Source organism: Chitinophaga sp. ARDCPP14, from assembly GCF_051362515.1.
Taxonomy (GTDB): domain Bacteria; phylum Bacteroidota; class Bacteroidia; order Chitinophagales; family Chitinophagaceae; genus Chitinophaga.
On record NZ_JBKIXB010000001.1, the window covers coordinates 728263 to 753571 of the forward strand.

Annotated in this window: 18 protein-coding genes and 1 tRNA gene; 10 read left to right on the forward strand and 9 right to left on the reverse strand. The window is 44.6% G+C overall.

Going from position 1 to position 25309, the window contains the following annotated elements; translation table 11 throughout:
• Positions 1-2 precede the first annotated feature (2 nt).
• Positions 3-1034 (forward strand): family 16 glycosylhydrolase, encoded by a 1032-nt coding sequence (locus ACLHR0_RS02820; protein ID WP_436484557.1) that lies wholly within the window; start codon positions 3-5, stop codon positions 1032-1034.
• 108 nt (positions 1035-1142) lie between these two features.
• Here the strand turns inward: ACLHR0_RS02820 and ACLHR0_RS02825 are convergent, their stop codons facing one another.
• The gene (locus tag ACLHR0_RS02825; protein WP_436484559.1) at positions 1143-1985 is read right to left on the reverse strand and encodes a rhomboid family intramembrane serine protease; all 843 of its coding nucleotides are present in this window, start codon (positions 1983-1985) and stop codon (positions 1143-1145) included.
• Positions 1986-2264: 279 nt separating this feature from the next.
• On the opposite strand from ACLHR0_RS02825, the gene ACLHR0_RS02830 reads away from it, so the two are divergent.
• From ACLHR0_RS02830 to ACLHR0_RS02850, 5 genes are all read left to right on the forward strand, one after another.
• A tRNA-Asp gene (locus tag ACLHR0_RS02830) sits at positions 2265-2338 on the forward strand.
• A 210-nt stretch (positions 2339-2548) separates the two neighbouring features.
• Positions 2549-2725 carry an Arm DNA-binding domain-containing protein gene (locus tag ACLHR0_RS02835; RefSeq protein WP_436484561.1) on the forward strand — a complete coding sequence of 59 codons (177 nt, stop codon included), beginning with the start codon at positions 2549-2551 and terminating at the stop codon, positions 2723-2725.
• 152 nt (positions 2726-2877) lie between these two features.
• On the forward strand, positions 2878-3417 hold the full coding sequence (locus ACLHR0_RS02840; protein WP_436484563.1) for a Crp/Fnr family transcriptional regulator: 540 nt from the start codon (positions 2878-2880) through the stop codon (positions 3415-3417).
• 75 nt (positions 3418-3492) lie between these two features.
• Positions 3493-4083: an NAD(P)H-dependent oxidoreductase gene (locus tag ACLHR0_RS02845; RefSeq protein ID WP_429045177.1), complete on the forward strand. Its 591-nt coding sequence runs from the start codon at positions 3493-3495 to the stop codon at positions 4081-4083.
• A 29-nt stretch (positions 4084-4112) separates the two neighbouring features.
• On the forward strand, positions 4113-4589 hold the full coding sequence (locus ACLHR0_RS02850) for a DUF4405 domain-containing protein (protein ID WP_436484565.1): 477 nt from the start codon (positions 4113-4115) through the stop codon (positions 4587-4589).
• Between the two features lie 151 nt (positions 4590-4740).
• Here the strand turns inward: ACLHR0_RS02850 and ACLHR0_RS02855 are convergent, their stop codons facing one another.
• The 8 genes from ACLHR0_RS02855 to ACLHR0_RS02890 all read right to left on the reverse strand — a co-directional run bounded on the left by ACLHR0_RS02855 (position 4741) and on the right by ACLHR0_RS02890 (position 18019).
• On the reverse strand, positions 4741-5610 hold the full coding sequence (locus ACLHR0_RS02855) for an alpha/beta fold hydrolase (RefSeq protein WP_436484567.1): 870 nt from the start codon (positions 5608-5610) through the stop codon (positions 4741-4743).
• A gap of 416 nt (positions 5611-6026) precedes the next feature.
• A complete protein-coding gene (locus ACLHR0_RS02860; protein ID WP_436484569.1) occupies positions 6027-8399 on the reverse strand; it encodes an ABC transporter permease in 2373 nt (790 codons plus the stop codon).
• A 127-nt stretch (positions 8400-8526) separates the two neighbouring features.
• A complete protein-coding gene (locus ACLHR0_RS02865; protein WP_436484571.1) occupies positions 8527-9576 on the reverse strand; it encodes a hypothetical protein in 1050 nt (349 codons plus the stop codon).
• 209 nt (positions 9577-9785) lie between these two features.
• Entirely contained in the window at positions 9786-10925 is a 1140-nt protein-coding gene (locus tag ACLHR0_RS02870) for a thioredoxin domain-containing protein (protein WP_436484573.1), read from the reverse strand.
• A gap of 24 nt (positions 10926-10949) precedes the next feature.
• Positions 10950-12386 carry a RagB/SusD family nutrient uptake outer membrane protein gene (locus ACLHR0_RS02875; RefSeq protein ID WP_436484575.1) on the reverse strand — a complete coding sequence of 479 codons (1437 nt, stop codon included), beginning with the start codon at positions 12384-12386 and terminating at the stop codon, positions 10950-10952.
• Between the two features lie 20 nt (positions 12387-12406).
• Entirely contained in the window at positions 12407-15907 is a 3501-nt protein-coding gene (locus ACLHR0_RS02880) for a TonB-dependent receptor (RefSeq protein WP_436484577.1), read from the reverse strand.
• 231 nt (positions 15908-16138) lie between these two features.
• Complete coding sequence (locus ACLHR0_RS02885) at positions 16139-17368, reverse strand: FecR family protein (protein WP_436484579.1); 1230 nt, start codon at positions 17366-17368, stop codon at positions 16139-16141.
• Between the two features lie 66 nt (positions 17369-17434).
• Positions 17435-18019 carry an RNA polymerase sigma factor gene (locus ACLHR0_RS02890; RefSeq protein ID WP_436484581.1) on the reverse strand — a complete coding sequence of 195 codons (585 nt, stop codon included), beginning with the start codon at positions 18017-18019 and terminating at the stop codon, positions 17435-17437.
• Between the two features lie 207 nt (positions 18020-18226).
• Between ACLHR0_RS02890 and ACLHR0_RS02895 the strand changes: the two genes are divergently transcribed.
• The 4 genes from ACLHR0_RS02895 to ACLHR0_RS02910 all read left to right on the forward strand — a co-directional run bounded on the left by ACLHR0_RS02895 (position 18227) and on the right by ACLHR0_RS02910 (position 25299).
• Positions 18227-18793, forward strand: a complete 567-nt coding sequence (locus ACLHR0_RS02895) for an RNA polymerase sigma factor (protein WP_436484583.1) — start codon at positions 18227-18229, stop codon at positions 18791-18793.
• 70 nt (positions 18794-18863) lie between these two features.
• Positions 18864-20024 carry a FecR family protein gene (locus ACLHR0_RS02900; RefSeq protein ID WP_436484585.1) on the forward strand — a complete coding sequence of 387 codons (1161 nt, stop codon included), beginning with the start codon at positions 18864-18866 and terminating at the stop codon, positions 20022-20024.
• Between the two features lie 183 nt (positions 20025-20207).
• Entirely contained in the window at positions 20208-23759 is a 3552-nt protein-coding gene (locus ACLHR0_RS02905; protein WP_436484587.1) for a SusC/RagA family TonB-linked outer membrane protein, read from the forward strand.
• Positions 23760-23769: 10 nt separating this feature from the next.
• Complete coding sequence (locus ACLHR0_RS02910; protein ID WP_436484589.1) at positions 23770-25299, forward strand: RagB/SusD family nutrient uptake outer membrane protein; 1530 nt, start codon at positions 23770-23772, stop codon at positions 25297-25299.
• Positions 25300-25309: the final 10 nt, after the last annotated feature.

Sequence of the window (25309 nt, forward strand, 5' to 3'; positions counted from 1 at the left end):
GTATGAAATATATCACAGGAATGATGCTGGCATTACTGATCAGTACTGCCAGCTGCGGAAAAAATGAAAAAGCGCCACCGGCGAAAACCGCGCCCACCAATCTGACACTTCATGTGGTGGTAAATACAGACAACAGCGGGGCAGTAGCTTTTACTGCTGCTGCCAATAACGCGGTTAGTTATGATTATGATTTTGGAAATGGGATCAATAAAACCGTTGCCAATGGTATTACCAACTATACCTATCCCGGCAGCGGCACCTATACCGTAAAAGTAACAGCTAAAAGTGCAGATGGACTTACGCTGAGTAAGTCCGCCGACGTAACGGTTACTATTGCTTCCGGGCTGGTATGGTCAGATGATTTTAACACCGATGGCGCGCCCGATCCTGCCAAATGGGGCTACGACATTGGCACCGGCGATAATGGCTGGGGCAATGCGGAGTCGCAGTACTACACCGACCGGTCGAAGAATGTGAGTATTGCCAATGGTATCCTGAAAATTACCGCCATGAAGGAAAACTATTCCGGCAGTGCTTATACCTCCGCAAGAATACTCACCCGGGATAAGTTTGCCTTTACCTATGGTAAAGTAGAGGTCAGCGCCAAACTGCCTGCGGGCGGCGGCACCTGGCCTGCCATCTGGATGCTGGGCAGTAACATTACTACCGCCGGCTGGCCTGCCTGTGGGGAAATAGATATTATGGAACACAAAGGTAACGAGCCCAATAAAATATATGGTACCGTGCATCATCCCAATCATGCCGGTGCTAACGCCGACGGGGGTACGGTAATGGTGCAGAATGAAACCACCGTGTTTCATAAGTATACCGTGGATTGGTCACCTGCATTACTGAGGTTTTATGTAGATGACCAACTGTTTTATACTTTCCCTAATTCAGGCAATGTGCCGTTTAATCATGATTTCTTTGTGATCCTGAATTTCGCAATGGGAGGGCATTTCGGCGGGGCCATTGATCCGGCGTTCAACAGTGCTTCGCTGGAAATAGATTATGTAAGGGTGTATAAAAATTAAGAGCTACTAAAGAAAAAAGGCGTCCGGCCTTTGCCCTTACCAGTATAAACCAGGTACCGATGCGGGTTCCCGGTTGTCTGGTAAGGGCAAAGGCCGGCGCCTTTTTTATTAACTTATCTGGCGGGAGTATCGCTCCAGTTTTTCTTTTTCTGTTTTGGTTAGACTGTTAATCCCCTTATGATGGATTTTATCGAGAATCGCATCCAGTTCTTTCTGGCGGTTGGCTTTTTCCACATTGTACAGGTCATCGATATCTGCCAGCACATGATGCTGATTATAAAAGTAGTTATCGACCAGGATAATATGCGGCTTGTGAATAATTACATACATGAAGAATACACAGGGTACTGTGAGCGAAATAATAACAGCGATATTTTGTGTAATCGCTGCCGGTTCAATCATTAACCCGATGAGCATGCCCGCCATAGCGCCGCCCAGGTGGGCATCGTGGCCTATGTTATCGCGGCGTGACCTGATACCGTAAATAGAATACAATATGTATACGATGCCATACACCCATCCGGGTACTGGAAACAGTCCGAAGAAGCTCACCATCATACCCGGATACAGGACGATAGAAGCGAAAATGATTCCGCAGATGGCGCCGGAAGCGCCTACTGCACTATAGTCGTTCTCACGCCGGTGAATGTACAGGGATAGCAGGTTTCCGCCAATAAGGCTTCCGAGGTAAATGCAAACGTAAGCGACGGGACCCATATTAGCTTCCAGCATGACGCTGAAAAGCAGGAGGGAAATCATGTTAAAGATCAGGTGTTTCCAGCTGACATGCAGGAATCCGCAGGTGATCAAACGCCGGTATTCCTTGTACAGCAGGATTCTTTCTACTTCAAACTCATACTTATTGAACACGGTGCGGCTTTTAAATCCTCTCCAGGAAATAACCACATTAGTGAGAATGATTAACAGGGTGATGATACCGGTATAACTCATTTTATTTACGGGTCGTTTACAAACACCCCTGCAATATGTGAAATACTTTAAATATATCAAAATCCTTGTAATGGTTCTTTTCAGGAAATATAACCGTTCCCGTTAGGGTCATATGCTCCAAACCGTTTACAGTAAAGGATTATGTCGATGTATATTTCATCCACAGGTTAATAAATTTCTGATTTTATTCAAAAAAATTTGGTTGTTTGAAAATAATGTTGCTACATTTGCACTCCCCAAAGGGGGATATAGATCGGCTGAAAGGCCCGTCTGTATTAAGGATCGGTAGTTCAGTTGGTTAGAATGCCGCCCTGTCACGGCGGAGGTCGCGGGTTCGAGTCCCGTCCGGTCCGCAAAGCCACTCTTAAAGAGTGGCTTTTTTTATTAAAACCCACTAGAATTAGGGTTCAAGCAAGAAAAGCATATTAAGTAATAACAAACATTACCAAAGAGAAAGGGTACCTGTTTTATTTCCGAAATTGGTACCCTCGGTTAACCCTATGTTTTTGTGAGAAGGGTTTAGGAACGAGCGAATTTTTATTCGATCACCTAAAATGTGTGTTATGAAGGTTAATGAAAAACTTTCCATTCTATTAATTCTGGAAAAATCAAAGGCATCTAAAGACGGAAAGATGCCAATTACTATCCGCCTGACTGTAGACTCCAAAAGAGCGGAGCTATCCCTGCGTCAAAAAATACTACCCGATTTATTCATTGCTTTTTACACTGTCGTGTGTTAACAAAAAGGCAACCTTAAAAAAATCGCTGGTTAAGGCCGGCATGAGTCAGCTTTTTCATAACTTTAATCGAGTCGGGCAAAGAGAACCCGCTCCGGATCTGCTAATTGGTCGCCTAACGTTAGCGGCAACCCTAAAATAGCACTAAAAATAAGATGAAACAGGAAAATGTGCAGCCAAACAAATGGGAAATATTCAGCCCCTATTTCAAACAAATAGAGGTTCCAGCTAAATTCATCCTCTTGCAAGAAGGGAAAGTATCAAAAACGATGTACTTTATTGAAAAAGGATGTTTGCGGACTTGGGTTAACAATGACGGCAAAGAAATAACCACTCAATTCTTCTTTGAAGGTGACAGTGTATCTTCCATTGAAAGTTTTAGAACTAACCGGCCAAGTTTATACAGTATTGAAAGTTTGGAGCCCTGTGTCTTACAGACCATTTCACAAAAAGATTTTCAAGATATTATTCAAAACTCACCTGAGCTAAAAGACAATCTGGTTGAACATCTATTTATGCGGCTTATAAAAAGTCAACAGATTTTCTTTTCCTATTTAAAAAATACGCCTCAACAACGCTATGCAGAATTGTTGGAACAGCATCCAGAAATTATAAAACGCATCCCACAGCACTATATAGCTTCTTACTTAGGCATTACTTCTGTATCCCTAAGCAGGATACGTAACAGAAGATAAAAAAACTTTATTAACAATTGTTATCGTCCGGCGGTTAAATCCTTCTCAATTTTACATTGTAAATGAACAATAAAAATGAGAACAGTAATCGTATATAACCATCCTTTCGAAGGAAGCTACTGCAATGCCATACTTAGCGTGGTTACCAATGGGCTTCGAAAAGCCAACCACGAAATTGACCTGATGCACCTTGACCGGGAAGAATTTAACCCCAGAATGTCTGCGGAGGATTTAAAAGGCTTTGTAGCACATCAAGCCGTAGACCCACAGGTAATCGATTACGGTAAAAGATTGGAAAAGGCAGACCATCTGATTTTTATTTTTCCGATCTGGTGGGATATTATGCCGGCTACAACCAAAGGGTTTATAGACAGAGTATTAGCACCAGCCGTTGTGTATGATCATCACCCGCGAGGTTTCGGGCTCGTTCCCCTTTTAAAAAACCTGAAAAGTATTACGCTTATTACCACAATGAACAAACCCAAAATAATGTATTCGCTGCTCATCGGAAATTTGATTCAGAAAGTAATGCTTAGAAGCGTTTTCAAAACGATGGGATATAAGAACCTAAATTGGATTAGTTATAACAGGGTAAAATCGGTTACCCAGGAAAAGAGAGTCAAATGGTTAAATAATTTAGAAAAAAGGTTTACTGATTTTAAATAGACTTTAACAAAAAAAACGAATTCTAAAAAATGAAACCAGACAGAAAATATGTAACACCATTCATCTCCTTGCTATTTATGGTCTTGGCCATTACGGGGATTTTTATGTTATTTCATCTCTTTGACGGATATACTGAAGTTGCACATGAATTAATTGGAATCGGGTTCGTACTTGCCGCAATTTTACATATTGTACTAAATTGGAAAGGCTTAAAAGTCCATTTTATGAAACAAGTATTTATGCCAGCGGCCATTGCTGTAACAGTATTAACTTTAACTTTTGTTTATCTGGAACGAAAGCAACTTCCATTAGACATTGTTATTGTCGACAAAACATTTAAAGCTCCTTTAAAGGAATCATGCAAAATTCTGAACATAGACTATCCAATAGCCATCAGAAAGTTAGAAGAAAAGGGCTATAAAATAAGCGACATAAAAACGCTTGAGGATATTTGGAAAAAAAATGATACAGATCCGCAGGAAGTTATTGAATTACTTATGGACTAAACTTTTTGAAATCAACAGGGCGGCAGCCTGTCAGGATGATACCAATGAGGTAAGTCCAGTTTAAACTTACTTCCAGGGTTACGTTTTAACTGTATTGGGCGCGATTTAATCCGACAAATTAAAAATTTATTATCCTAACTTATTCTTACAATTAATGTATAACGCTTTGTTGAAAAAAGGCAATTAACTCTTTTGCTATTTTTTCCGGGCTGTTGTCATTGTCGGCGGCCGTATGTCCTAAACCATGGAATTCTACACGCTTTGCCTTTGGCAAAGTGGTGCTTAATGTATCAAGTGCAAGTTTAAGGTAACGTTGGCTCCTTGTCCCTCCCATCAGTAGCACTTCAGCTTTAATTTCTTTACAACCGTCTATCAGTCCGGAAGATTCACGGACCAATATGAGATCGTAATGCATCGTTGGAATTAAGGATTTAAAGCACACGTCATCGCCCGATTGTTTCTTAGCATTTGCGTTTATAGCCATATTTAGCAATGGTGCAATTAAGAAGCCGGGCAGGGCTGTAAACAATGAGGAGTCGTCGGTGCCTTTTATGGCAGTGAACATTGCTTTTCCAAGGTTTCCACGGGAGAGGGCTGATTCATAGCGACCGCTCCAGGCCGCAGGGTCGGTTCCTTTAACCGGGATCGGAGGTTCATAGAGGACCACTTTTTTAAGCGCTGGTTCCATGATGGCCGCTTGAAGTACACCTATTGCACCAGAGCTAAGCCCGAATATCTTATCAGTTGCCGTCTTATGGATTAATGCCAGCAAATCCTCGCTTTCTGATCCAATGCCATAGTTCTGGCCAAACGGGCCACTTAAACCGCGACCCCGCCTGTCTGGAATATATACAGTGAATTCAGCTGATAAGAAGCTAGCAAGTTTGATGAAATTTTTAGAAGTCATCATACCGCCATGGACAAGGATAACTCCAGGCCCGGCCCCAATTTGTCTATAACCGACTCTTGTTCCATCCTTTGACACCACATAGTCCGTAGTATAATTCTCTGGGAGGTTCATTGCCTGATCTACGTTTATAGGTAAGAAAAAGTTGTGTTACCCTGGTTCATTTCTGTCCGATTAAATATCAGCAATTACATATAAATATAACGACAATAACCAGCATTTATAACTTTCCCTATAATGGCTGAAACTTCTTTTGCTTTACAATGGTTGGATATCATTTCCAAGAATGGTCAGCATCGCTCTAAAGAACAAAATAATAAGTCGGAATAAGCTAGGTTAAATAAGGGAATTAGGCTTTCTTCCGTTCCTCTGATACCGATTTCTCCATTTCTCTTAGAATTTTATAGACAGAAGAATCGGCAGGTGCCTTTCGATATTCTAGTTTGATCCTTGTTTCTCCAAGTTTATCAATACGAAAAAAGCCTTCAGATGAATAGTCTGAAGGCTTTTTTCGTATTGTGCCAATGAAGCTATTCCGTTTTCAAACTCCGCACCGGGTTGATCATAGCGGCTCTTACTGCGTGGAAACTCACCGTAAGCACGGTGATACCGACAGTGATTATGGCCGCCAGGATGAAAACCAGTGGTCCTATGCTGATGCGATATACATATTTCTCCAGCCAGCTATTAAGAAAATAGAAGGCCAGCGGAGAGGCGATCAAACAACTGATCATCACAAGAATAACAAATTCACGGGATAATAATGCCCATAACTGCATGATAGACGCTCCCAATACTTTCCGTATGCCAATCTCTTTGGTTCGCTGTTCTGCCATATAGGAGGCCAGTCCAAACAAACCAAGACAGGAAATAAAAATTGCCAGCAGGGAGAACAGACCGGTTAATTTACCGATCAACATTTCCAGTTCAAATTTCTTTGCATAAGCTTCATCGGCAAATTTATAGATATAGGGATAAGCGGTATTATACTGTCCAAAGATCCCGGCAATCCTGTCAACCGCTTTTGTTGTACTCACCTTTGGAGACAACCGGTAGGTAATAAATCTTGCTCCATTAGGGTTGTACATAAAGACTGTCGGAGTCGGCGACGAAAAAGGAGATTCCATAATAGCATCCTTGGCCACACCTATGATCTTTAAATTATGACGGCCATTATAAGCAATAACCTGTCCTATCGGGTCTTTCAGCTTCATCCGTTTAATAGCGGCTTCATTCACGATTACATTCAACGAATCGGCGCTTGTGTTTCCGGTAAAGTCCCTGCCCGCAGCCAGATCTATATCCATCGTTTTGAAATAATTATTATCCGCAACAAACACAACTGCGGCGCCCACTTCCTCCACGGGTGTTTTTCCTGGCCAGTTTTCGATACTACTGAAGTTCCTGAGTGCAATGACTGTCTCCGAAGACATGGTTACATCCGTTACCACACCACTCTGCAGCAAATCATTTTTTAAAGCCGGATAATTTTTCTTCAGATCGCTGCTGGCGTCAGTCATCATCAACCGTTGCTGATCATAGCCTACAGGACGTTCCTGTGCATATTTTATCTGCTGATAAATAATGATGGTGCTGATGATGAGAGTTATGGAACAGGAGAATTGTATTAATACCAGCATTTTTCTCGAACGCACCGCTCCACGATCTGCTTTTAATATCTTGACAGGTCTGAAAGAAGAAAGATAAAAAGCAGGGCGGCTACCCGCCAGTAAGCCAGTGAGCAGCAGATAGCTGAACATAATGATCCAGAAGAATACATTCGTATAAGGAATGCGGATAGTTGCCTGTGTTAGTGTATTAAATGAAGGTAATGCAATCTGTACCAACAGCAGCGATACGATAAATGCGGCAAAAGTGATCACAAAAGATTCTGCCAGAAATTGTAAAATCAGTTCATATCGCTGGGAGCCCATGACTTTCCTCACGCCTACTTCCTTTGCTCTTTTTTCAGACCGCGCTGTAGAAAGATTCATAAAATTAATACAGGCAATCAGCAGCACAAGTATCCCGGTGATACTAAATACTCTTACATAGCTGATCATCCCACCCGTAGCAACCCCATTTTTAAACTCCGTATAGAGATGCCAGTCTTTCATTTCCTGCATGATTACTTCCGTATGCGAATGCTTGTATTCTTCAGGATTATATCTGGCTATGATCTTCTTCAGTGCGGGCTCCACCTGCGCATAGGATACTCCTGGCTGTAATGACACATACACATTGGATGTAATCTGGCCCCACATGTTGAGGTATTCTTTTATATCGCTGTTCTGAATAAGATATTCATAAGGGATAACGTAGTTAAATTTCAAAGTAGAATTGTCCGGAATATCTTTTAACACACCAGTCACTTTCAGATTGTTCTGATTATCGATGCGGACAATCTTATTCAGCGGATCTTCATTTCCAAATAATGATTTTGCGGTCGACTCCGTAAGTACGATCGAATAAGGATCATTTAACACCTGCTCTGCGCGGCCTTTTAACAATGGATATTGAAATATTTTCAGGAAATCATTCTCCGCTATTATTCCCGGCAGGTATATCTTCTTCTCGCCCGCCACCAGTCCGTGAGGTTTTATCCAGTCTGTCATGACCGCATGTTTGATACCCGGAACGTCCCTTCTCAACGCTTCTGCCAATGGCATAGGTGAAACAAGGTAAGCATATACCTCTCCATTATTCCCGGTACCTTTTAACCCCGCCTTGTAGATCTGCTGACTATCAGGAAGGAACCTGTCATAAGAATACTGATACCAGATCCACAAACCAATGATCAATGCCACTGCCATCCCCGTGGCAAGACCCAATATATTCAGCAGACTATATAATCTATTGTGGATAAGGTTGCGCCAGGCGAGCTTAAAATAATTTTTAAACATGGAGATAGGTTTGATATCCCGCCACTAATAAAATACCAGTTTATAATATTATAAAAATCAATGAATTAAAATTGCTGGTATTTTTCAACCTGTCCGGTTTTGTACAGTTGATGTCCGGTTTAAAGATCTATAAATCGGTCGCTTTATAATAATTGGTTTTCTTTACCGGGAAAGCACCTTGTGTCAGCATTTGTTTGTAAACATTGCCGGTGGCTACTACCGCTCCCCTGTTTCCCGGGTTACTGGGGTAGGTCATCGTGGAGCTATGTGAATAGCCGATCATATGGCCCATTTCATGTACTACAATAAAACAAACATCAGCAGTCAGGTAGTCATTCAGTATATGATTGGCTACCCCAAAAGTAGCGCCACCACCTAATCCGAAAACATTAACCACCACCCCGCAATTAAATTTAGGAATGTCTATCATTTTTTGAAACGCGGTACTTTTCTGTTCTGTTGTCATCAATACCTGCTCGTTGCTGGTAATTGGTTCGTTTATAAATACACTCCTGGTAGTATCTGCCTGGAAAAGGTAAGCCAGGTTAATAATAAAGCCGGTAAATCTTCTCACATCCTTTGCATCGATATTTTCCTTCCAGTTATTATTGGGGTCATCGGTTGGGTCAAAATCATGGTATTTAATAGTCCATTTCAATTTGGCCAGTGACTTCAGTTTTTTAATCAGGTCTGTTTCACCCGTAAAATCAAATATTACCTTGCTGGTAGCAATACCGGATGTTTTATAGGCAGAAAGGTCTACTTCTTTATTGTCAGTATCAAGGAACTTTGTGGTGGTTCCGGTAAACGGGTAGTTGATTGCCTTTATGCCATGCGCCCTTATTTTACTGATCTTAAAAAGTTTGACGGGCCTGGCCTGGCCTGCTATAGTTAACAGGATAGTGGCGTCCTGTATATCTACCGGCGCGAAGTTGGCCACTTCTATCGTTACGGAATCAATGGCTTTTACTCTTAATACTTTCCCTATTTCATACCGCCGGGATTCAGACGTCATTACCTCCATAGACTCGCCATCTTTGAACATCAGCCCGGAATTATCATCGCTGTCAAACGAATATTCAGCGGTAGCGACAGGGGCAGGTCCACCGTCTTTGGATTTGTCTTTTTTACAGCTAAAAAGTGCGGTAATAAGCACGAATACCAGAAGTTTCTTCATAGATTGATTGATATGGTCAGTGATAATGTTGATAACATAAACTCAATGCTAATTAGGCAAAAAGGAACCAACCAACAACTTCTATCCTGATAAATATCAATGTTTTTTTGACGATAGTGCTAAAAAGCCGGATACAAACATCTTTACAAAACAAAAGGGTATCAATGGTCATTCTTATAACCACTGGTACCCTTCCTCTTTGCATTATCTTACTTGCTCTTTGCCGCCTTTTTATAGTCTGCCAGGGCATCCTGGTATTCCGTAACGGTGTAATCAAGTATAGTTCCTAGCCACTGACCTTTCTCTAAAGCCTCTTTCGCACCAGCTATCGCCTTTTCTTCTGCCGCAACAGCGCCTTTAGGATCACCGGCTTTACCATAGGCTTTGGCCAGCTCGTGATAAATGAGCGGTTTAACGCCACCTTCTGCTTCCAGCGCAGTTTTGAAAAGATTTGCAGCATAGGTATAAGCCTGTTTGGAAAGATCTTCTTTTTCTAAAATAGTGCTGGCCACAAAGGTGCTTATGTGCTGATTTTCTTTTATCCACTGTTTAGCATAATTAAGTGCTGTATCTTCGCTGAAATGGCTGAGTAATGCAGAGAACTTCATATTTTTCAGAGAGATGGCCAGGATGGGATTTTCAGGAATGGCCTTATCGATCATACCAAACGCTTTCTCAAATTCCTTCGCTTTGATAGCTGAGTCAATAGGTTGTAGTACGTTATTGAACTGTTTGGAGACGGCGGCATTTTTTGCAGTTTTCCGTTCAAAATCTTTTGCAAAAGCGGCTATATCAAATTTTCCGGAGATAACCAATCCCATGATAGAGTCGAGAACAACCGGATGACCGATCCAGATAATCTTTCCTTCCTTTAGCAGGAAAGTGGTAGGAATGCCGTTCTGGCCCGATGCCTTCATCCATTTATTACCCATGTACTGATCGTTGTTGTCGGCAATCACATTGTACGCCATTTTATCGCCGATACTGTTTACGAACTTTGTAACAGCCGGAAGAGATGACTCATAGGGTTTGTCGCCCGTTTTTTCCCAGACATTCACACCAACAAACGTCGCTTTGTCTTCATATTTTTTTGCCAGCTCCGATAAATGTGGCATAGCAGCTTTACACGGACCACACCAGGTAGCCCAGAATTCAAATACATAGAGCCGGTCCTTTTGGTATTCAGTCACCGGGGTTCCCTTTATCCATTTGGCGTATTTTAATGGAGGTGCGGCATCGCCGACATGCAGGGTTACATCCTGGGCCCGGGCAATAGTTGCCAGGCAGATACATCCGGCCAATACGATGGCCTGTTTGAAAAATCGCTTACTGTGATGGAAAATATTCATATTAATGATGGGTTTACTTTTTTATTATTGTTTACCGTATCCGGGGTTTTGATCGCCAATCAAAGGATTGGTATTAAATTCATCCAATGGAATGGGAAAGTAGAACTGCTGTGTAGATGTTATGGTTGGTTTAAGCAATTTTACTTCGTCGAAAGGAAGCCGCATTAATGCCCGCCATTCAATGCCATCTTCCCCGGTCAGGTTCCTGGCTACTTCATAATAATTCTGCAGCAGGAGATCCGCCGCAGTATTGGCATTGTCGACGGCCGTAAAGTCGGTCACACCGCCCTTAGCCATCACTGTTTTAATCAGCGTTTTAGCTGTTTGCAGATTTCCTCCGGCAGACCGGATAATAGCTTCCGCCTGCAACAGGTATACTTCTGATAAGCGGATGGCATATGAAGTTTCAGAAAGCTGAGAAGTATTGCTCCCGTATGCGATATATTTCAGGAAATAATAGGTATTGGGAGAATAAGCCTGGTAAGGCGTTTTCGGCCCAATCATCCAGCTCCCCCTGGGATCGTTTTCCAACAGGTCCTTCAGTTGCTGTGTAGCGGTAAAAAGAGAAGACTGCACCGGATAATATGCGCGGCTTTGAATATAGTAAAATGCCTCCTGGTTAGGTTGTGGTTTAACGCCGAGTATTACTTCCTTGCTGGTTAATCCTTTTACATAAAAGAGATCCTTCAGGTTGTTTTCCAGGGTGTACGTGCTGTTTTGAATGATATCATTTCCCAGGGTCGCGGCGGCTATATAGTCGGCCTGCTGTCCGTGACATAGCAGCACTCTCATTTTCAGCGCCATGGCTGCCCATTTGGTAACATAGTAGCTGGGATGATCTGCCGGCGCGTTAGCAATGGCAAAGTCGAGATCTTCCAGGATAAATGAATAAGATTCTGCCACAGAGCTGCGTGCTTTAGGGATATTACTTAGTGTAGAAAACTTATCCCTGATCAGCACACCAAAGCGGCTGTCTGTTTTAAACCATTCCGCAAAATAAATGAGCAGGGTAAAGTGTCCATACGCCCGCATGAAGCGGCTCTCAGCAAGGATCTCATTTTTCCGGGTGTCTGTAAAAGCTTTGTCAGGAACTGCATTCACGCCGTCAATGACAGCGTTTGCAGCGTTGATCAACAGGTAACTTTCCGTCCAGACGGCGGGTATATAACCAGCGCCTACATTGTCATTTTTTTCTTCCGCTAACTTCCCGAATCCATAGGCGAGTAACCCGGAGAGCATTCCGCCAGGAATATGATGTTCCCGCCATAAGGTAATATTGTCGGAGGTCACATTCGCGAACCGGTAGTATACGCCGTTCAGCGCGGTTTGCGCGGTTTTCTGATCGGTGATAGCAGTGCCTTCCACGCGGGCATTGGCCGGCGGTTCACTCAATTGCTTGTTGCAGGAAAGGAATGTTCCACAGCCGGCGAGTAGTATTATATATAATGATAAACGTTTCATTTGTCTGAATTTTTACTTGCTTAAAATCCGATTCGCATCCCGAATGTGTATTGACGCATAGAAGGATAGGCTGCTGCATCCGTATAACCACTGATCAAACTATAGGGATCATTGCTTACTTCGGGGTCTGGCCCGGGATAGCCGGTGATGCAGAACAGATTGCTGCCTGAAACATATACCAGCGCGGTACGCAGATGCAGCTTGTTGAGGAGTTTGTCCGGCAGCTGATAATTAATGGAGATAGATTTCAGTTTGATATAAGAGGCATCATGTACTGTTGCACTGGAACTGCCGGTTCCGTAAGTATTGCTTTCTTTAAGAAGAAGCGAGGGCCTGTCGGCATCAGTATTTCCGGCACTGTAATGAGGAAGCAATATCCGTGTGTTCCGGTTTCCGCGGTCACCAAGACCAAGTGCATTTACATCCGGCAGGTACAGGATATCTCCTCCGCAGGAATAAGTCAGCAGGGCGATTACGCTGAATTGCTTATAGCTGAAAGTATTGGAAACACCACCGTAGAACTTAGGCTGGGCGCTGCCAATTACGTCGCGTTTAAAATATCCCTTGTATACCCCGGTATCTATAAGGCCGTACTTCGGATAACCCAGCGCCAGGTTTTGCAGCAAGCCTAATTTTGCGTAAATACTTTCTGCCTTGTATTCTTCCAGCTCTTTTTCTGTTTTAATAACGCCTTTATACTCGTATCCATAAATCAATCCTATTGGCTCGCCTTCGCGTAATACCGTATTACCAATGGAGAATACGGAGTTATAATAAGGATCGCTGTACCCGGTGCTTTGTGGATTTTGCAGATCCTGGTTGATACGCGTAACGGTAGATCTATTCCCCGAAACATTTGCCGAGACACTCCACCCCCAATCTTTTTTACGGATAATATCTGCACGAAGATCTATCTCCAGTCCTTTATTGGTGATGTCGGCGACATTTACCAATGCGGAGGTAAACCCGGAGCTGGTAGCTACATTATATGCCAGCAGCAGGTCGGTAGTTTTTTTATGGTAATAGCCAATGGCGCCCCGGAGCCTGGAATTGAACAAGGCAAAATCAACGCCGGCGTCTTTTTGAAGGGTTGTTTCCCATTTGATGTGGTCGTTCCCCAATTGCGTAGGAATCAGCGCATTGGTGGATGCGTAGGATCCTGGCGTAAACAGGGTGTAGAACAAATTATTGCCAAGATTCTGAGTACCGGTGTAACCTGCGCTGGCACGGAACTTCAGCTCATTGAGCCAGGTAGCTCCTTTGAGGAAAGGTTCTTCATTTGCTCTCCACGCTACTCCGAATGAAGGAAAATAACTTACGCGGTTGCTTTTAGGAAATTTTGAAGATTCATCAGACCTGGCAGTTACTGTAAACAGGTACCTTTCATTCAGCGCATAGTTTGCCCTTAAATAATAGCTCAGGAGCGAACTTTGTGTTTCACTGGCTTTGGGAGGAAGTGCGAGGGCAGCAGATGACAATCCGTTCAGGAACTGATCATCCGGGAATCCCTGGCCGGAGGCAGAAAATGTTTGTGTATTGGTTTTCTGCCAGGACGTTCCTACCAACAGGTTCAGGCGGTTGTTGTCGTTGAATTGTTTGTCCCAGGTAAGGGTGTTTTCATAGAACACATCCGACTGTTGTGTTTGCGCCTGTGAAGCGATGCCTCCGTCGGAGCTCACCACTCCGGATGGATCAGCAATGTTGAGCGAGGAAGGAATATAATTTAACTGGTGGTAGTTGGTATAATTAACAGATGCGGTGCTTCTGAACTTAAGCGTTTTAAAGATGTCGTATTCCAAAGCAATGGAGCCCAGCAGCAATGCATTTTTCGAGGTGTTGATCCCCTGGAGGAGCGCCATCGGGTTTTGAATACCCGAGCCGGCGGATATAGCGAAAGTAGCGGGATCAAAAACCGCTGGGGTTCCATCTGCGTTAAAAGGCGCAAAGGTAGGCGGGGCAAAAATTGCGGAGGAATAGAGCCCGTTGGTTACATTATTTTTTGTAAAGGCATAATCCAGGTTGGTGATCACCCGCAGTTTCGGGGTGATTTCATTGTCCAGGTTAATTTTACCGGCAATGCGGCTGAAATCAGTGCCGAGCAGTGTGCCGGTTTGTTTGGTATACGAAAGAGAAGTATAATACCTGGAACCGCTTCCGCCACCCCGCACGCTGATATCAGCATTGTGGGTAATGCCGGTACGGGTTACCAGGTCGAGCCAGTTGGTGTTGGCGGTACCGAGGAAATCGGGGTTATTGATAATGGATGTCGCAATGGCGTCTGCAGGTTTACTTTGCGAAGCACGGAGCGCATTCAGGTTTTGGGCGCCTTCCAGCATTACACTTTTGTACTGCGAGGCGTTCAGCAGTTTTTCTGTGATTGCCTTACTCAGGCCGGTATAATAATTAGCCTCGAGTATAGGCTTCTCATTTTTTTTCCCTTTTTTGGTAGTGATGATAACTACCCCGTTTGCCGCCCTGGAACCATAAATAGCGGTAGCAGAGGCATCTTTCAGGATATCGATCGATTCAATGTCATTGATATTCAAACCAGCCAGGGTATTTAAACCGCGGGCAAAGGAAGAACCCACCGCATTTTTTGCATAGCCGACGTCGTCTCCTAAAGTTTCAACCGGGTTCACCAGGTCTGCACCACTCTGTACATAACGGTTTTGTATGGTTACCTGAACGCCATCAATAATATACAACGGATCGTTTCCGCCAATCAGGGAAGTACCTCCGCGGATGCGGATTTTTGCCATACCACCGGGGGAGCCGTCAGCCTGTATCACCTGGACACCAGTGGCCTTCCCTGCCAGGGCCTGATCAATGCTCACAAAGGGCGTATTTTTCACTTCGTTCACATCCACCGAAGCCACCGATCCCGTGAGGTCTTTACGGCGCGTGGCGCCATATCCCACCATTACCATTTCATTCAGGGTCTTTGCCTCGGGACTTAAGCTAATGAAGATATTCCTGGTGGTGCCGTTTACTTTGTAGGTTTGTTTACCATAACCAAGAAAAGAGAATTCGAGGACGGCGTTTTCCTTTACATTCAATTTGAAATAACCGCTTTCATCGGTTTGAGTACCGGCATCCGTTCCCCTTACTATTACTGAAACGCCTTTCATTGGTTTTTTCTCCGCATCTGTAACCCGGCCTTCCACCGCCATTTGCGGGGAAATGTTTTCACCCGGATCCGCTGTACGGGAAGCGTTTTCTCCGGCAACCGGTTTGGCCGACAGTACAATGGTATTGCCTCTGAAGATAAAGTTGAGCGGCTGATCTTTCAATACCAGCTGCATAAAATCACCCAGGGGCATATTATTGGCTGATACCGACACCGCCTTCCCTTTTGCAAGGTCTTCACGGTTTACAAACAGGACATAGCCCGTTTGTTTCTTCACAACAGCAAACACCTGTTTTAGTGAAAGGTTGTTGCCCGAAATGGTTACGGATTGCGAATAGCTGGTAGCTTTTGCCTGAAGAAAGATGGCGATCGATAAATACAGTGTGAGCTTCATCACCAGTAATTTTTTACGGATGGATGGATTCATCTCCCGGTACCCTCTGAAATTTAAAAATGGTGGATTGATTTTGAAGAGGTACGGAAAGCCGTGAACCCAATAAGATTTTTTTTGCATAGATTGCACTTAATTTGGTTGATTTAAATTGCATGACAGCGTTTATTCCGATCAAGTCTCAACCGGAAGTGGGCTCAATCACTTCCGGTTTTATCTTTTTACAGAAATTTTTTATAAGGGCAGAACGATCAGTTTCCTGCCTTCCAGGCGAAAACGGACGCCGGTGGTTTGCAGGTTGGCAAGCACATCTATGAGCGGCATATTTCTTCCCATCTCCCCATAAAAATAGATATCAGGGATTCCTTTTTCATAGACAACTTCAATGTTATACCAACGCGAAAGTTGGCGCATTACCTGTTCGAGGTTCGCGTCCTCGAAATTAAAGAGACCATTTTTCCATGCCATTACCTTATTTACATCGGCGTTAGTGACTTGAATACTGTTCACTGCGGTGGAATCAGTAACAGTGTTCATTACCCGGGCCTGCTGACCAGGCTTTAATATCACGGTGTTTGTATATACTTCGTGTTGTTGGTGATTTGATGCAGAACGTACATTCACGGCTACAGATCCTTCCAGGAGCGTGGTGGCAATATGTTGCTCATCTTCATAGGCATTTACATTGAAATGCGTACCCAGCACCTGCAGCACCGCTTTGTTATTAATACTTACCAGGAAAGGCTTGTCCTGGTTATGGGCTACCTCAAAATAAGCCTCCCCTGTCAGTTCCACTTTCCTGTCGTGCCCTGTAAATGCCGTAGGATAGCGGATAGAGCTGGCCGAATTTAACCAAACCTGCGTACCATCGGGAAGTGTGATCCCAAATTGGCGGCCTTTTGGAGTGGACATCGTGTTATAAGTTGCTTCCTTTCCGGCATTGTTATATTGTAACGTGCCATTGATCACTTTTGCGGTGGCGCTGCCGTGAAGCGGTATTACACCATTTTGGATGGTATCCAGCAACACGTGGGAACCGTCTGCCAGCGTTAAAATAGCACCCGCTTTTCCTGGTTGGATACCGGCGGCATTGATGGCAACCGTAACCGGATCCGTGCTTTTCCTGGCTACCAGGAAATAACTTCCTATGCCCAGTACCAGTATAATGGAAGCAGCAATCCATCTCCACTGATGTAAGAAACGGCTGCGCAATGATACAACCGGCGTATTTTTCTCCTGTCCATCCGGCGAACCCAATATCCTATTCAATATTGGTTGTCCTGTTTCAGACGTATACCGGCCATCTGTTTGCTCCAATTGCTCCCAATAGGCAGCAATCCAATCGTTCAGCTCCTGGTCGTCTGTACCGGCAGCAATTTGCGCTAATACCTGCTGTGTTTCGTCCTCAGTGGTGTTGCCAGCGAGGTAGCGGGAAAATAGCTCTTGGAAACCAGGTTTTGCCATGTGCGTAACGGTGATTTATATAAGGACGATTCAGTATGACAAAAAGTAGGTAGCCGGATAAAAAAATCAGGAAAAAATTTTCAAAATAATGATAACAGCTACTCCCAGCCCGGCTTTTTCTTTTACATAATGGGTGATGGAATGAACGGACAACTGCATATATGATTTTACGGTAGCTACAGAGATGCCCATCATTTTGGCTATTTCGGCCTGCTTCAGGCGGTTTCGCCTGCTCAGCAGGTAAACGCGTTGCTGTTGCGGAGGGAGCCTGGCAACCGCTTCGTCGATCAGCGTATGATAGTCAGGCTCGTCGTCTGCGCTGTTTTCCCTGAGAAACTCGGACTGGTACTGGCTTTCCCGGGCATGCCTTGCGGCCGTTTTGCGTAGCGCGTCAATGGCCAGGTGTTTTGCCATGACCCAGAGAAATGGTTTAAACCGGTCCACATACACCAGCGCCTCCCTTCCCATCCAGACTTTTAAAAAAACATCCTGTACTATTTCTTCCGTTAATATTTCAGAGCGGGTTAAACGGAGAATGAGGGTGGAAAGAAGTGGATACCATTCATTAAAAAGCCTGGCAAAGGCCGTTTCATCCCCTTCCGAAACAGATTGAAGCAGTTCTTTCTCGTTATATGGTTGATTGGTTGACAATATCTGAAACTCTTTCTGCGTAAGTTGCAAACTATAATAAAAATCTGAAAAGACAGGATTTAATATCTGCTTAGTAAAGGTGATCTTCTTATGCCAGCGTTGACGACCAGGTGATTACACTATCATCTCCCCTCCCTCCAAAAAACTTTTAAACATCTGAATGAAAACAGATTATCTTTATAGCACCAACCATCGTATCTATTTTTTATGTCCCAGTATGATATATATACAGATGAGCAATTGATGTCACTGCTTAAATGCAGTGATGAAGCGGCTTTTACTGAAATTTATGATCGCTACTGGAACCAGCTTTACAGATCTGCCTGTCGTAAGAAAGCAGATAAAGAGCAGGCAAAAGAAATTGTACATGATGTATTCCTGGACATCTGGAAACGCCGGGAATCCTTAACCATCAGCCATCTGCCTGCTTACCTTGAACAGGCGGTCCGTTTCAGGCTTATTAATTATATTAATCGCAATAAGATTCCCGCTTTTTTCGATTTATTCGAAACCCTGCTGTTTTCGCCTTACGAAGCCGACCAGCTATTGAAACAGAAGGATTTTATAAAGCTGCTGGAAGGATGGACGGACGTATTGCCGGAAACCCAGCGCCGGATCTTTATACAATATTTCCTGAAAGAGCTGTCGGTAAAGGAAATAGCCGTTGAAATGAACCTTTCGACCAAAACCATACAGAATAATTTAAGTCTTTCCCTCCGTCATCTGCGTACCCGTTTTGGTACTTTATTAACTATCCTGCACTTTTTTATCTGATAAAGAAAAAAAAATAATTTTTTTCCGGGAAGATGTGTCCTTTTTTGTGACTATACTAAAAAGGCGTTTTATGCAACTTTCTGACTGGCACCAGAAATATTTACTATCCATACTTGAAAAGTATCATGCAGGGCAGGCGAGTCCGGCTGAAGTGCGTTTTGTTGAAAGTTATATGGATAGCCTGGATGACTTGGATAACGGGTCAGACAATATGGAGGACGACAGGGAGTTGCAGGAGGAAATAAAAGCAACGCTGTTGAAAAGTATTCATCAGCCCGGAACGAAAAAAGAGATGTCCTTTATAAAACCGAAGGTGGTATCGCACCGGCGACGGCTATGGGTATGGAGCGCCGCAGCCGCTATCGCTGTGCTGCTGGCGGGCGCCGGCATGCATTGGTGGATGCCATATCTGAAGGAAGCTTCCCCGGTGCTGGCCGCAAAAAAGGATATAGCCCCCGGAAGTAACGGAGCCGTGTTACATCTTTCTGACGGCAGTACAATAGTACTGGACAGTGCAGGTAATGGCACCGTGGCCGTACAGGGACAGGTGAAAGTGGTAAAGGAGAACGGGATGATAAAATACCAGGGAGCAGCAAAGGAAGAATTGTATAACGAGATTGTTACCGATAAGGGTAAACAATGGAGAATGGTGTTGCCGGATGGAAGTGGCGTGTGGCTCAATGCAGGGAGCTCTATCCGCTACCCGCTAAGCTTTAACGGCAAAGAGCGACTGGTCGATATTACCGGTGAAGTATATTTTGAAGTAGTGCACAATGAGAAACAGCCCTTTAAAGTGCGCACGGGCAAATACGTGATTGAAGATATTGGTACGGCGTTTAACGTCAATGCCTATGCCGACGAGCCGGTCATGAAAACGACCCTGATAGAGGGCTTAATACGCATCAACGGAACACTGATGAAGCCCGGAGAACAGGCACAGGCCAGCGCGGGGCAAGAGCAGGTAACCGTGAGTGAAGTGGAGAATCCGGCCGATGCTATGGCCTGGATAAACGGACAGCTTTCCCTGGAAAGTAACAACCTGCAAGCGCTGTTAAGGAAAATTGCACGATGGTATAATGTAGATATAAAAGTCGAGGGAACATTGCCGGAAACCGGCTTTATCGGTATGATTGACCGGAATGTATATTTATCTGATGTATTAAAGGCATTAACTGTTTACGGCGTTAACGCGCGCCTGGAGAACCGGACACTAATCGTTTCCGCTAAGTAGAATTTATTTATCAACCAAAAACCAATTTATATGACAACAGGATAGTTGTAAGCCACCGGTATGCCTGAAAATAAAAGCCGGAAGTGATTACGACTCACCTCCGGCGTGATATTCAGGGTACCTTATCAACCAAATCTGCTTAAAGGACCTCGTTTTTAAAGTACCGCCAAACAAACCAAATTTATGAAACTTATTGTTAATGGGAACGCCCCTGTGGGCAGGGGAGCATTATTGTCTCTTTTAATCTGGAAGATCATGCGGCTGACTATATTATTACTCGCCATCGCACTGCATCTGAGCGCTACTACCTACTCTCAGTACATTACTATCAAACAGGAGCATCTGACCATAAAAAATATTCTCAGTGAAATAAAAAATCAGACCGGTTATTCTTTTATCGCTGATAATACTTTGCTGGAGAATAATATGGTGCGTCATCTTCAACTGAAGAACGTTACCATGAAAGAGGCGCTGGATGCCTGCTTTAAGGGACTGCCCTATACCTACCGGATAGAAGATCACCTTATTATTATCAGGCATATGCCGAATAATATGTTTCCATCGATTCCGCTGCAGGTGTTAGTGGCCACTACTATCCGCGGCCGTATTACGGACGAAAACGGGAAAGCCCTGCCCGGTGTGAGCGTGCGTGTGGAAGGGAAAGCGATGGGCACTGTCACCGATGAGAACGGGGAATTTGCGCTGACAGGCGTAGATGAAGACGCGATATTAATGGTGGGCAGCGTAGGTTTTGAAACCAGGAAAATAAAACCGGACGGCAAAAAATTTCTCACCATCGTATTAAAAACAAAAACCAACCAGCTGGATGCAGTGGCGGTGGTATCAACAGGCTATCAAACCATCTCAAAGGAACGCGCCACGGGTTCATTTGACGTGATCAGTAAATCACAGCTCGACAAACCCGCTGTTAATATTGCCCAGCGCCTTATTGGTACCACTGCCGGCATGCAGGCAAAACTGGATGTTGACGGGAACCCTACCTTTGAGATCAGGGGAAAAACCAGCTTATATGCTAATGCCACCCCGCTGGTAGTAGTAGATGGCTTCCCTGTTCAGGGAGATTTCAATTCCATTAACCCTAATGATATAGAAAGCATCACTATCCTGAAAGATGCGGCAGCGGCTTCCATCTGGGGTGCGCGTTCCGCCAACGGGGTAATTGTCGTTACCAGTAAAAAATCTGCCCGCGGCATTCCGCTCCGGGTGGAGTTATCGGCGTTTACCCGTGTGGGCAGTAAAGTAGACCTGGATTATGTAAATCCGCTGGCATCGTCTGCTGAAACTGTGGATTACGAGAAACTCACTTTTAACCGGTGGGGCGCCCAGGTTAACTCCGGCGATCTTGCTTCCAACTATTGGATGCAATGGTCACAGGCAACGGTTGCCCTAAGCGAAAATTATCTCGGCTACCTGTCGGATGCCGATCGCGACGCTGCACTGACGAAACTGAAAACACAGGACAACCGTTCCCAGATCTCCAAGCACCTGCTGGCAAATCCATCGGATCAGCAGTACAACCTTACGCTTTATGGCGGCTCCCAGCGAATGAGCAATGTATTGTCGCTGATGTTCGGGAAAAAGCAGTCGAACTTTAAAGGTACCAGCGGAAACAACTACATGTTTAATTACCGCACCAATGCCAATGTATTTAAATGGCTGGACTTCAATGCCTCCGCCATGGTTCAGTACAACGATGCGCATAACAACGGTGTATCACTGGCCGACATACAGGGATTATCGCCATACGATATGCTGCTTAACACAGATGGCTCCTATACCAATATCAGCCAATACTACTGGCCTATACTCACCCGGTCTGTACCGATGAATAAATTTCCTTATGCCGACTGGACCTATAATCCGATCCAGGAGGTAGCCAACCGCGATATCACTTCCAAACAGTTAAATGCCCGCATACAGGCAGGACTAACGTTCCGGTTAATGAAAGGACTGTCTTTCGATAGCAAGATCCAGTATGAGTTGTTTAACACGTTTGACCGCGGCTTATACAACGACAAAACTTTTTATGTAAGAAACACAGTCAACACGGCTGCCAGCTGGGACCAGTCGACCGGCGCCATTACCCTGAACCTGCCAAAGGGCAGCATACTAACGCAGAGCCGGAGCAAGGGAGAGTCCTATAATTTCCGTAACCAGGTTAACTTCAACCGCGGGTTCGGAAAACAGCATGAAGTAAATGTGATCGCCGGTTCCGAAGTAACCAGTTTCGTTACACAAACTTTTGGCAATCCGACCACCTATGGTTATAATGACCAAACCCTTACCCTGGGCACGTTTCCTAACGGACCGGGAGGCACTTTTGCACCAATTAAAGACTGGATGGGCGACAACCAGTCATTCGCCTACTCCAATACTTTTTCCTATGCAACAGAAAGATACTTTTCTTTTTATGCCAATGGCGCCTATACTTTCAAAAACAAATACACCCTGTCCGGCAGCTACCGTACAGACGCTTCCAACCTGATTACCGATGATCCGCAGTACCGCTATGCTCCTTTCTGGTCTGCCGGTGCGGCGTGGCAATTACAAAAGGAACGCTTTATGGCCGGCATTTCCTGGATCGACTGGCTGAATGTGCGGGTGACCTACGGCTTTAACGGCAACGTGGATAAATCCACCGCCTTCCGTCCATTGATCTCCACCACGGCAATACCGGATCTTTATACCCAGGACTTTAAAGCATCCGTTTCCAGCTATGGCAATCCTACGCTTCGCTGGGAAAAAACAGGTATGTGGAACTTCGGGGTTGACTATACGCTTTTCAACAACCTGCTGCATGGTAAGGTAGATGTTTACAATAAAAGTGGAAGGGATCTGATTGCCATATTGTCCATTCCTGCAGTAAACGGTACCACTTCCCAGAAACTGAACAATGCAGAGATGACTAACCGCGGAATAGAACTCACTATTGGTACCACCGTTCCTATAAAAGGCAATGATATTGTATGGAGAGGAGATGTGAACTTTGCCTATAATAAAAATAAAATCACAAAGTTGTTTGTTGCCAACTATGCTGCCTATTCTCTCTTTTCCGGTGGCAGCGGCGCTTATGTAGAAGGGAAAGATGCCAATACGCTCTGGAGTTTTCAGTATGCCGGGGTGTATGATAAACAACCCTACGTAAAGGGTGCAGGAAAAGATATGTACAATTTTACCGGCTGGACTCCTGGCGATGGCCGGAATTACATGCAGGATATGGGAACATTGGTGGCGCCTTATACACTGGGTTGGATCAACTCGTTCAAAGTGTATGACTTTGATGTATCGTTTATCGTTACCGGTAAATTCGGTCATGTGTTTAACCGGATGTCGTTTAACTATCCCGTGCTCTGGGGATCGAGGGTATTGCCTAACAAGAAGCTGGGTGAAGTAATGAATGGCGATCCTATGAAGATAGTACCGCTGCCCCAGAATGATAATGAACCCAGATTTTATTTCTGGGACCGGTTTTATCCTTACATGAATTACCTGGCGGAAAACGCTTCGCATATCCGCATGCAGGAACTGAATATTACGTATCACCTGAAAAACAGGTTAGCATCCGCGATGCACATTGGCGGGCTGCAGTTATATGCACAGGGTAACGATCTTTTTACCATCCTGGCCAACAGCTCCGGGGAAGATCCGGAATACCCGCTGGGTGGGATGAAGCCGCAGCCCAAATTTACGTTCGGACTTAAATTAACGCTTTAAATCTGCCATCATGTTTATCAATAAAATATACCGCTTGTTGCCGGCTATGGCTATGCTGACTTTCATTACCTCCTGTGATAAATACCTGGATGAGCCGCCATCCAAAACATCGTCGCTGGTAGTTACCACTACTGCCCATCTAAATGCGCTCCTGAATAATTATGTCACCTTTTACAGGGAAGGGAACAGGACTGCTATTTACAGCACCGATGATGCGGATCTTCCACTGGATGTGTATAACGCCCGCCCGTCCACCTTTTCCATGGCACAGGTAGAGTTTACGCTGTGGGATATCAATAACCTGCCGGATGATGGCCGGGAATCATTCTGGAGTGGTGAATTCAGTAAAATCTTTAACGCAAACCTGGCGCTTTCTTACGTGGATAAAGTAACCGGCACAGATGAAGAGAAAGCAGTGATAAAAGCGGATGCACATTTCATCAGAGCTTACAGCTACTGGCTGCTGGCCAATACTTATTGCCTGCCTTACACAGATGCCAATAAACAGGAAGCCGGTTTACCTATAAAACTGAGTACCAGTTTTGAAGAACCCGTGGCCAGACAACCATTGGAGAAAGTATATGAGTTGATTGAATCAGACCTGGCGGAAGCGCTGAAAACGCCTGTATCCTTGTCGGCGAGCGGAACGCCCCGCCATTGGCGGGCCAGCAAAGCAGGGGTAAATGGCTTTGCAGCACGCTATTACTTAAACCGGAACAATTATGCAGAAGCGTTAAAGCACGCCGATGCAGCATTGGCAGAATACAGCCGGCTGGTGGATTATAATACAGAAATGAGATATGGTATCGACGGAAATATAACGATCAATGCGGGTACCCCCAGCGCACAAACCGTGACTATTAAATACCCGTACACGCATAACAACCAGTCCGACATGACCGATATGATAGGCTGGAAGGAATTCCTGTATTTCAGGATGCTGAACCATGAATCGTGGTGGTATATGCCCAGCAAGGCATTACTGGATCTGTACGATCATGATCATGACCTTCGCTATGAATATCATATCGTAGAAAATTATTCTTACGACCGGGGTTTGATCAAACCGGCATATAGCTATCCCGGGTATATTTTCTTTTTTAAAGACAGAATACCTTCGGGACCTACCGTTGCCGAGATGCTGCTGATCAAAGCCGAATGCCTGGCACGGACCGGCAGCATCGGCGAAGCGCTGACCGCCGTGAACACCCTGCGCGCTAAACGCATGAAACCCGGTCCCTGGGTAAATCTAACAGCTGTCGCTAAAGATGCCGCTATAAAAATAATCCTGGAAGAACGCAGGCGTGAAATGCCTTTTACTCAACGCTGGTTTGACATCCGGCGGTTGAATAACAATGACGACCCAACCGATGATGTAATACTGAGCAGAACTTTTTATCCTTACACCAATGCACAGGTGCAAACAGGACAACCTCTCCAGACTTATACACTGCCTAAAAACGGAAGACGTTTTGCAGCACCTCTCCCACAAACTGAGATTATTTCAAGTAATGGTTTAATTGAACAAAACAAATACTAAAAACACTTCT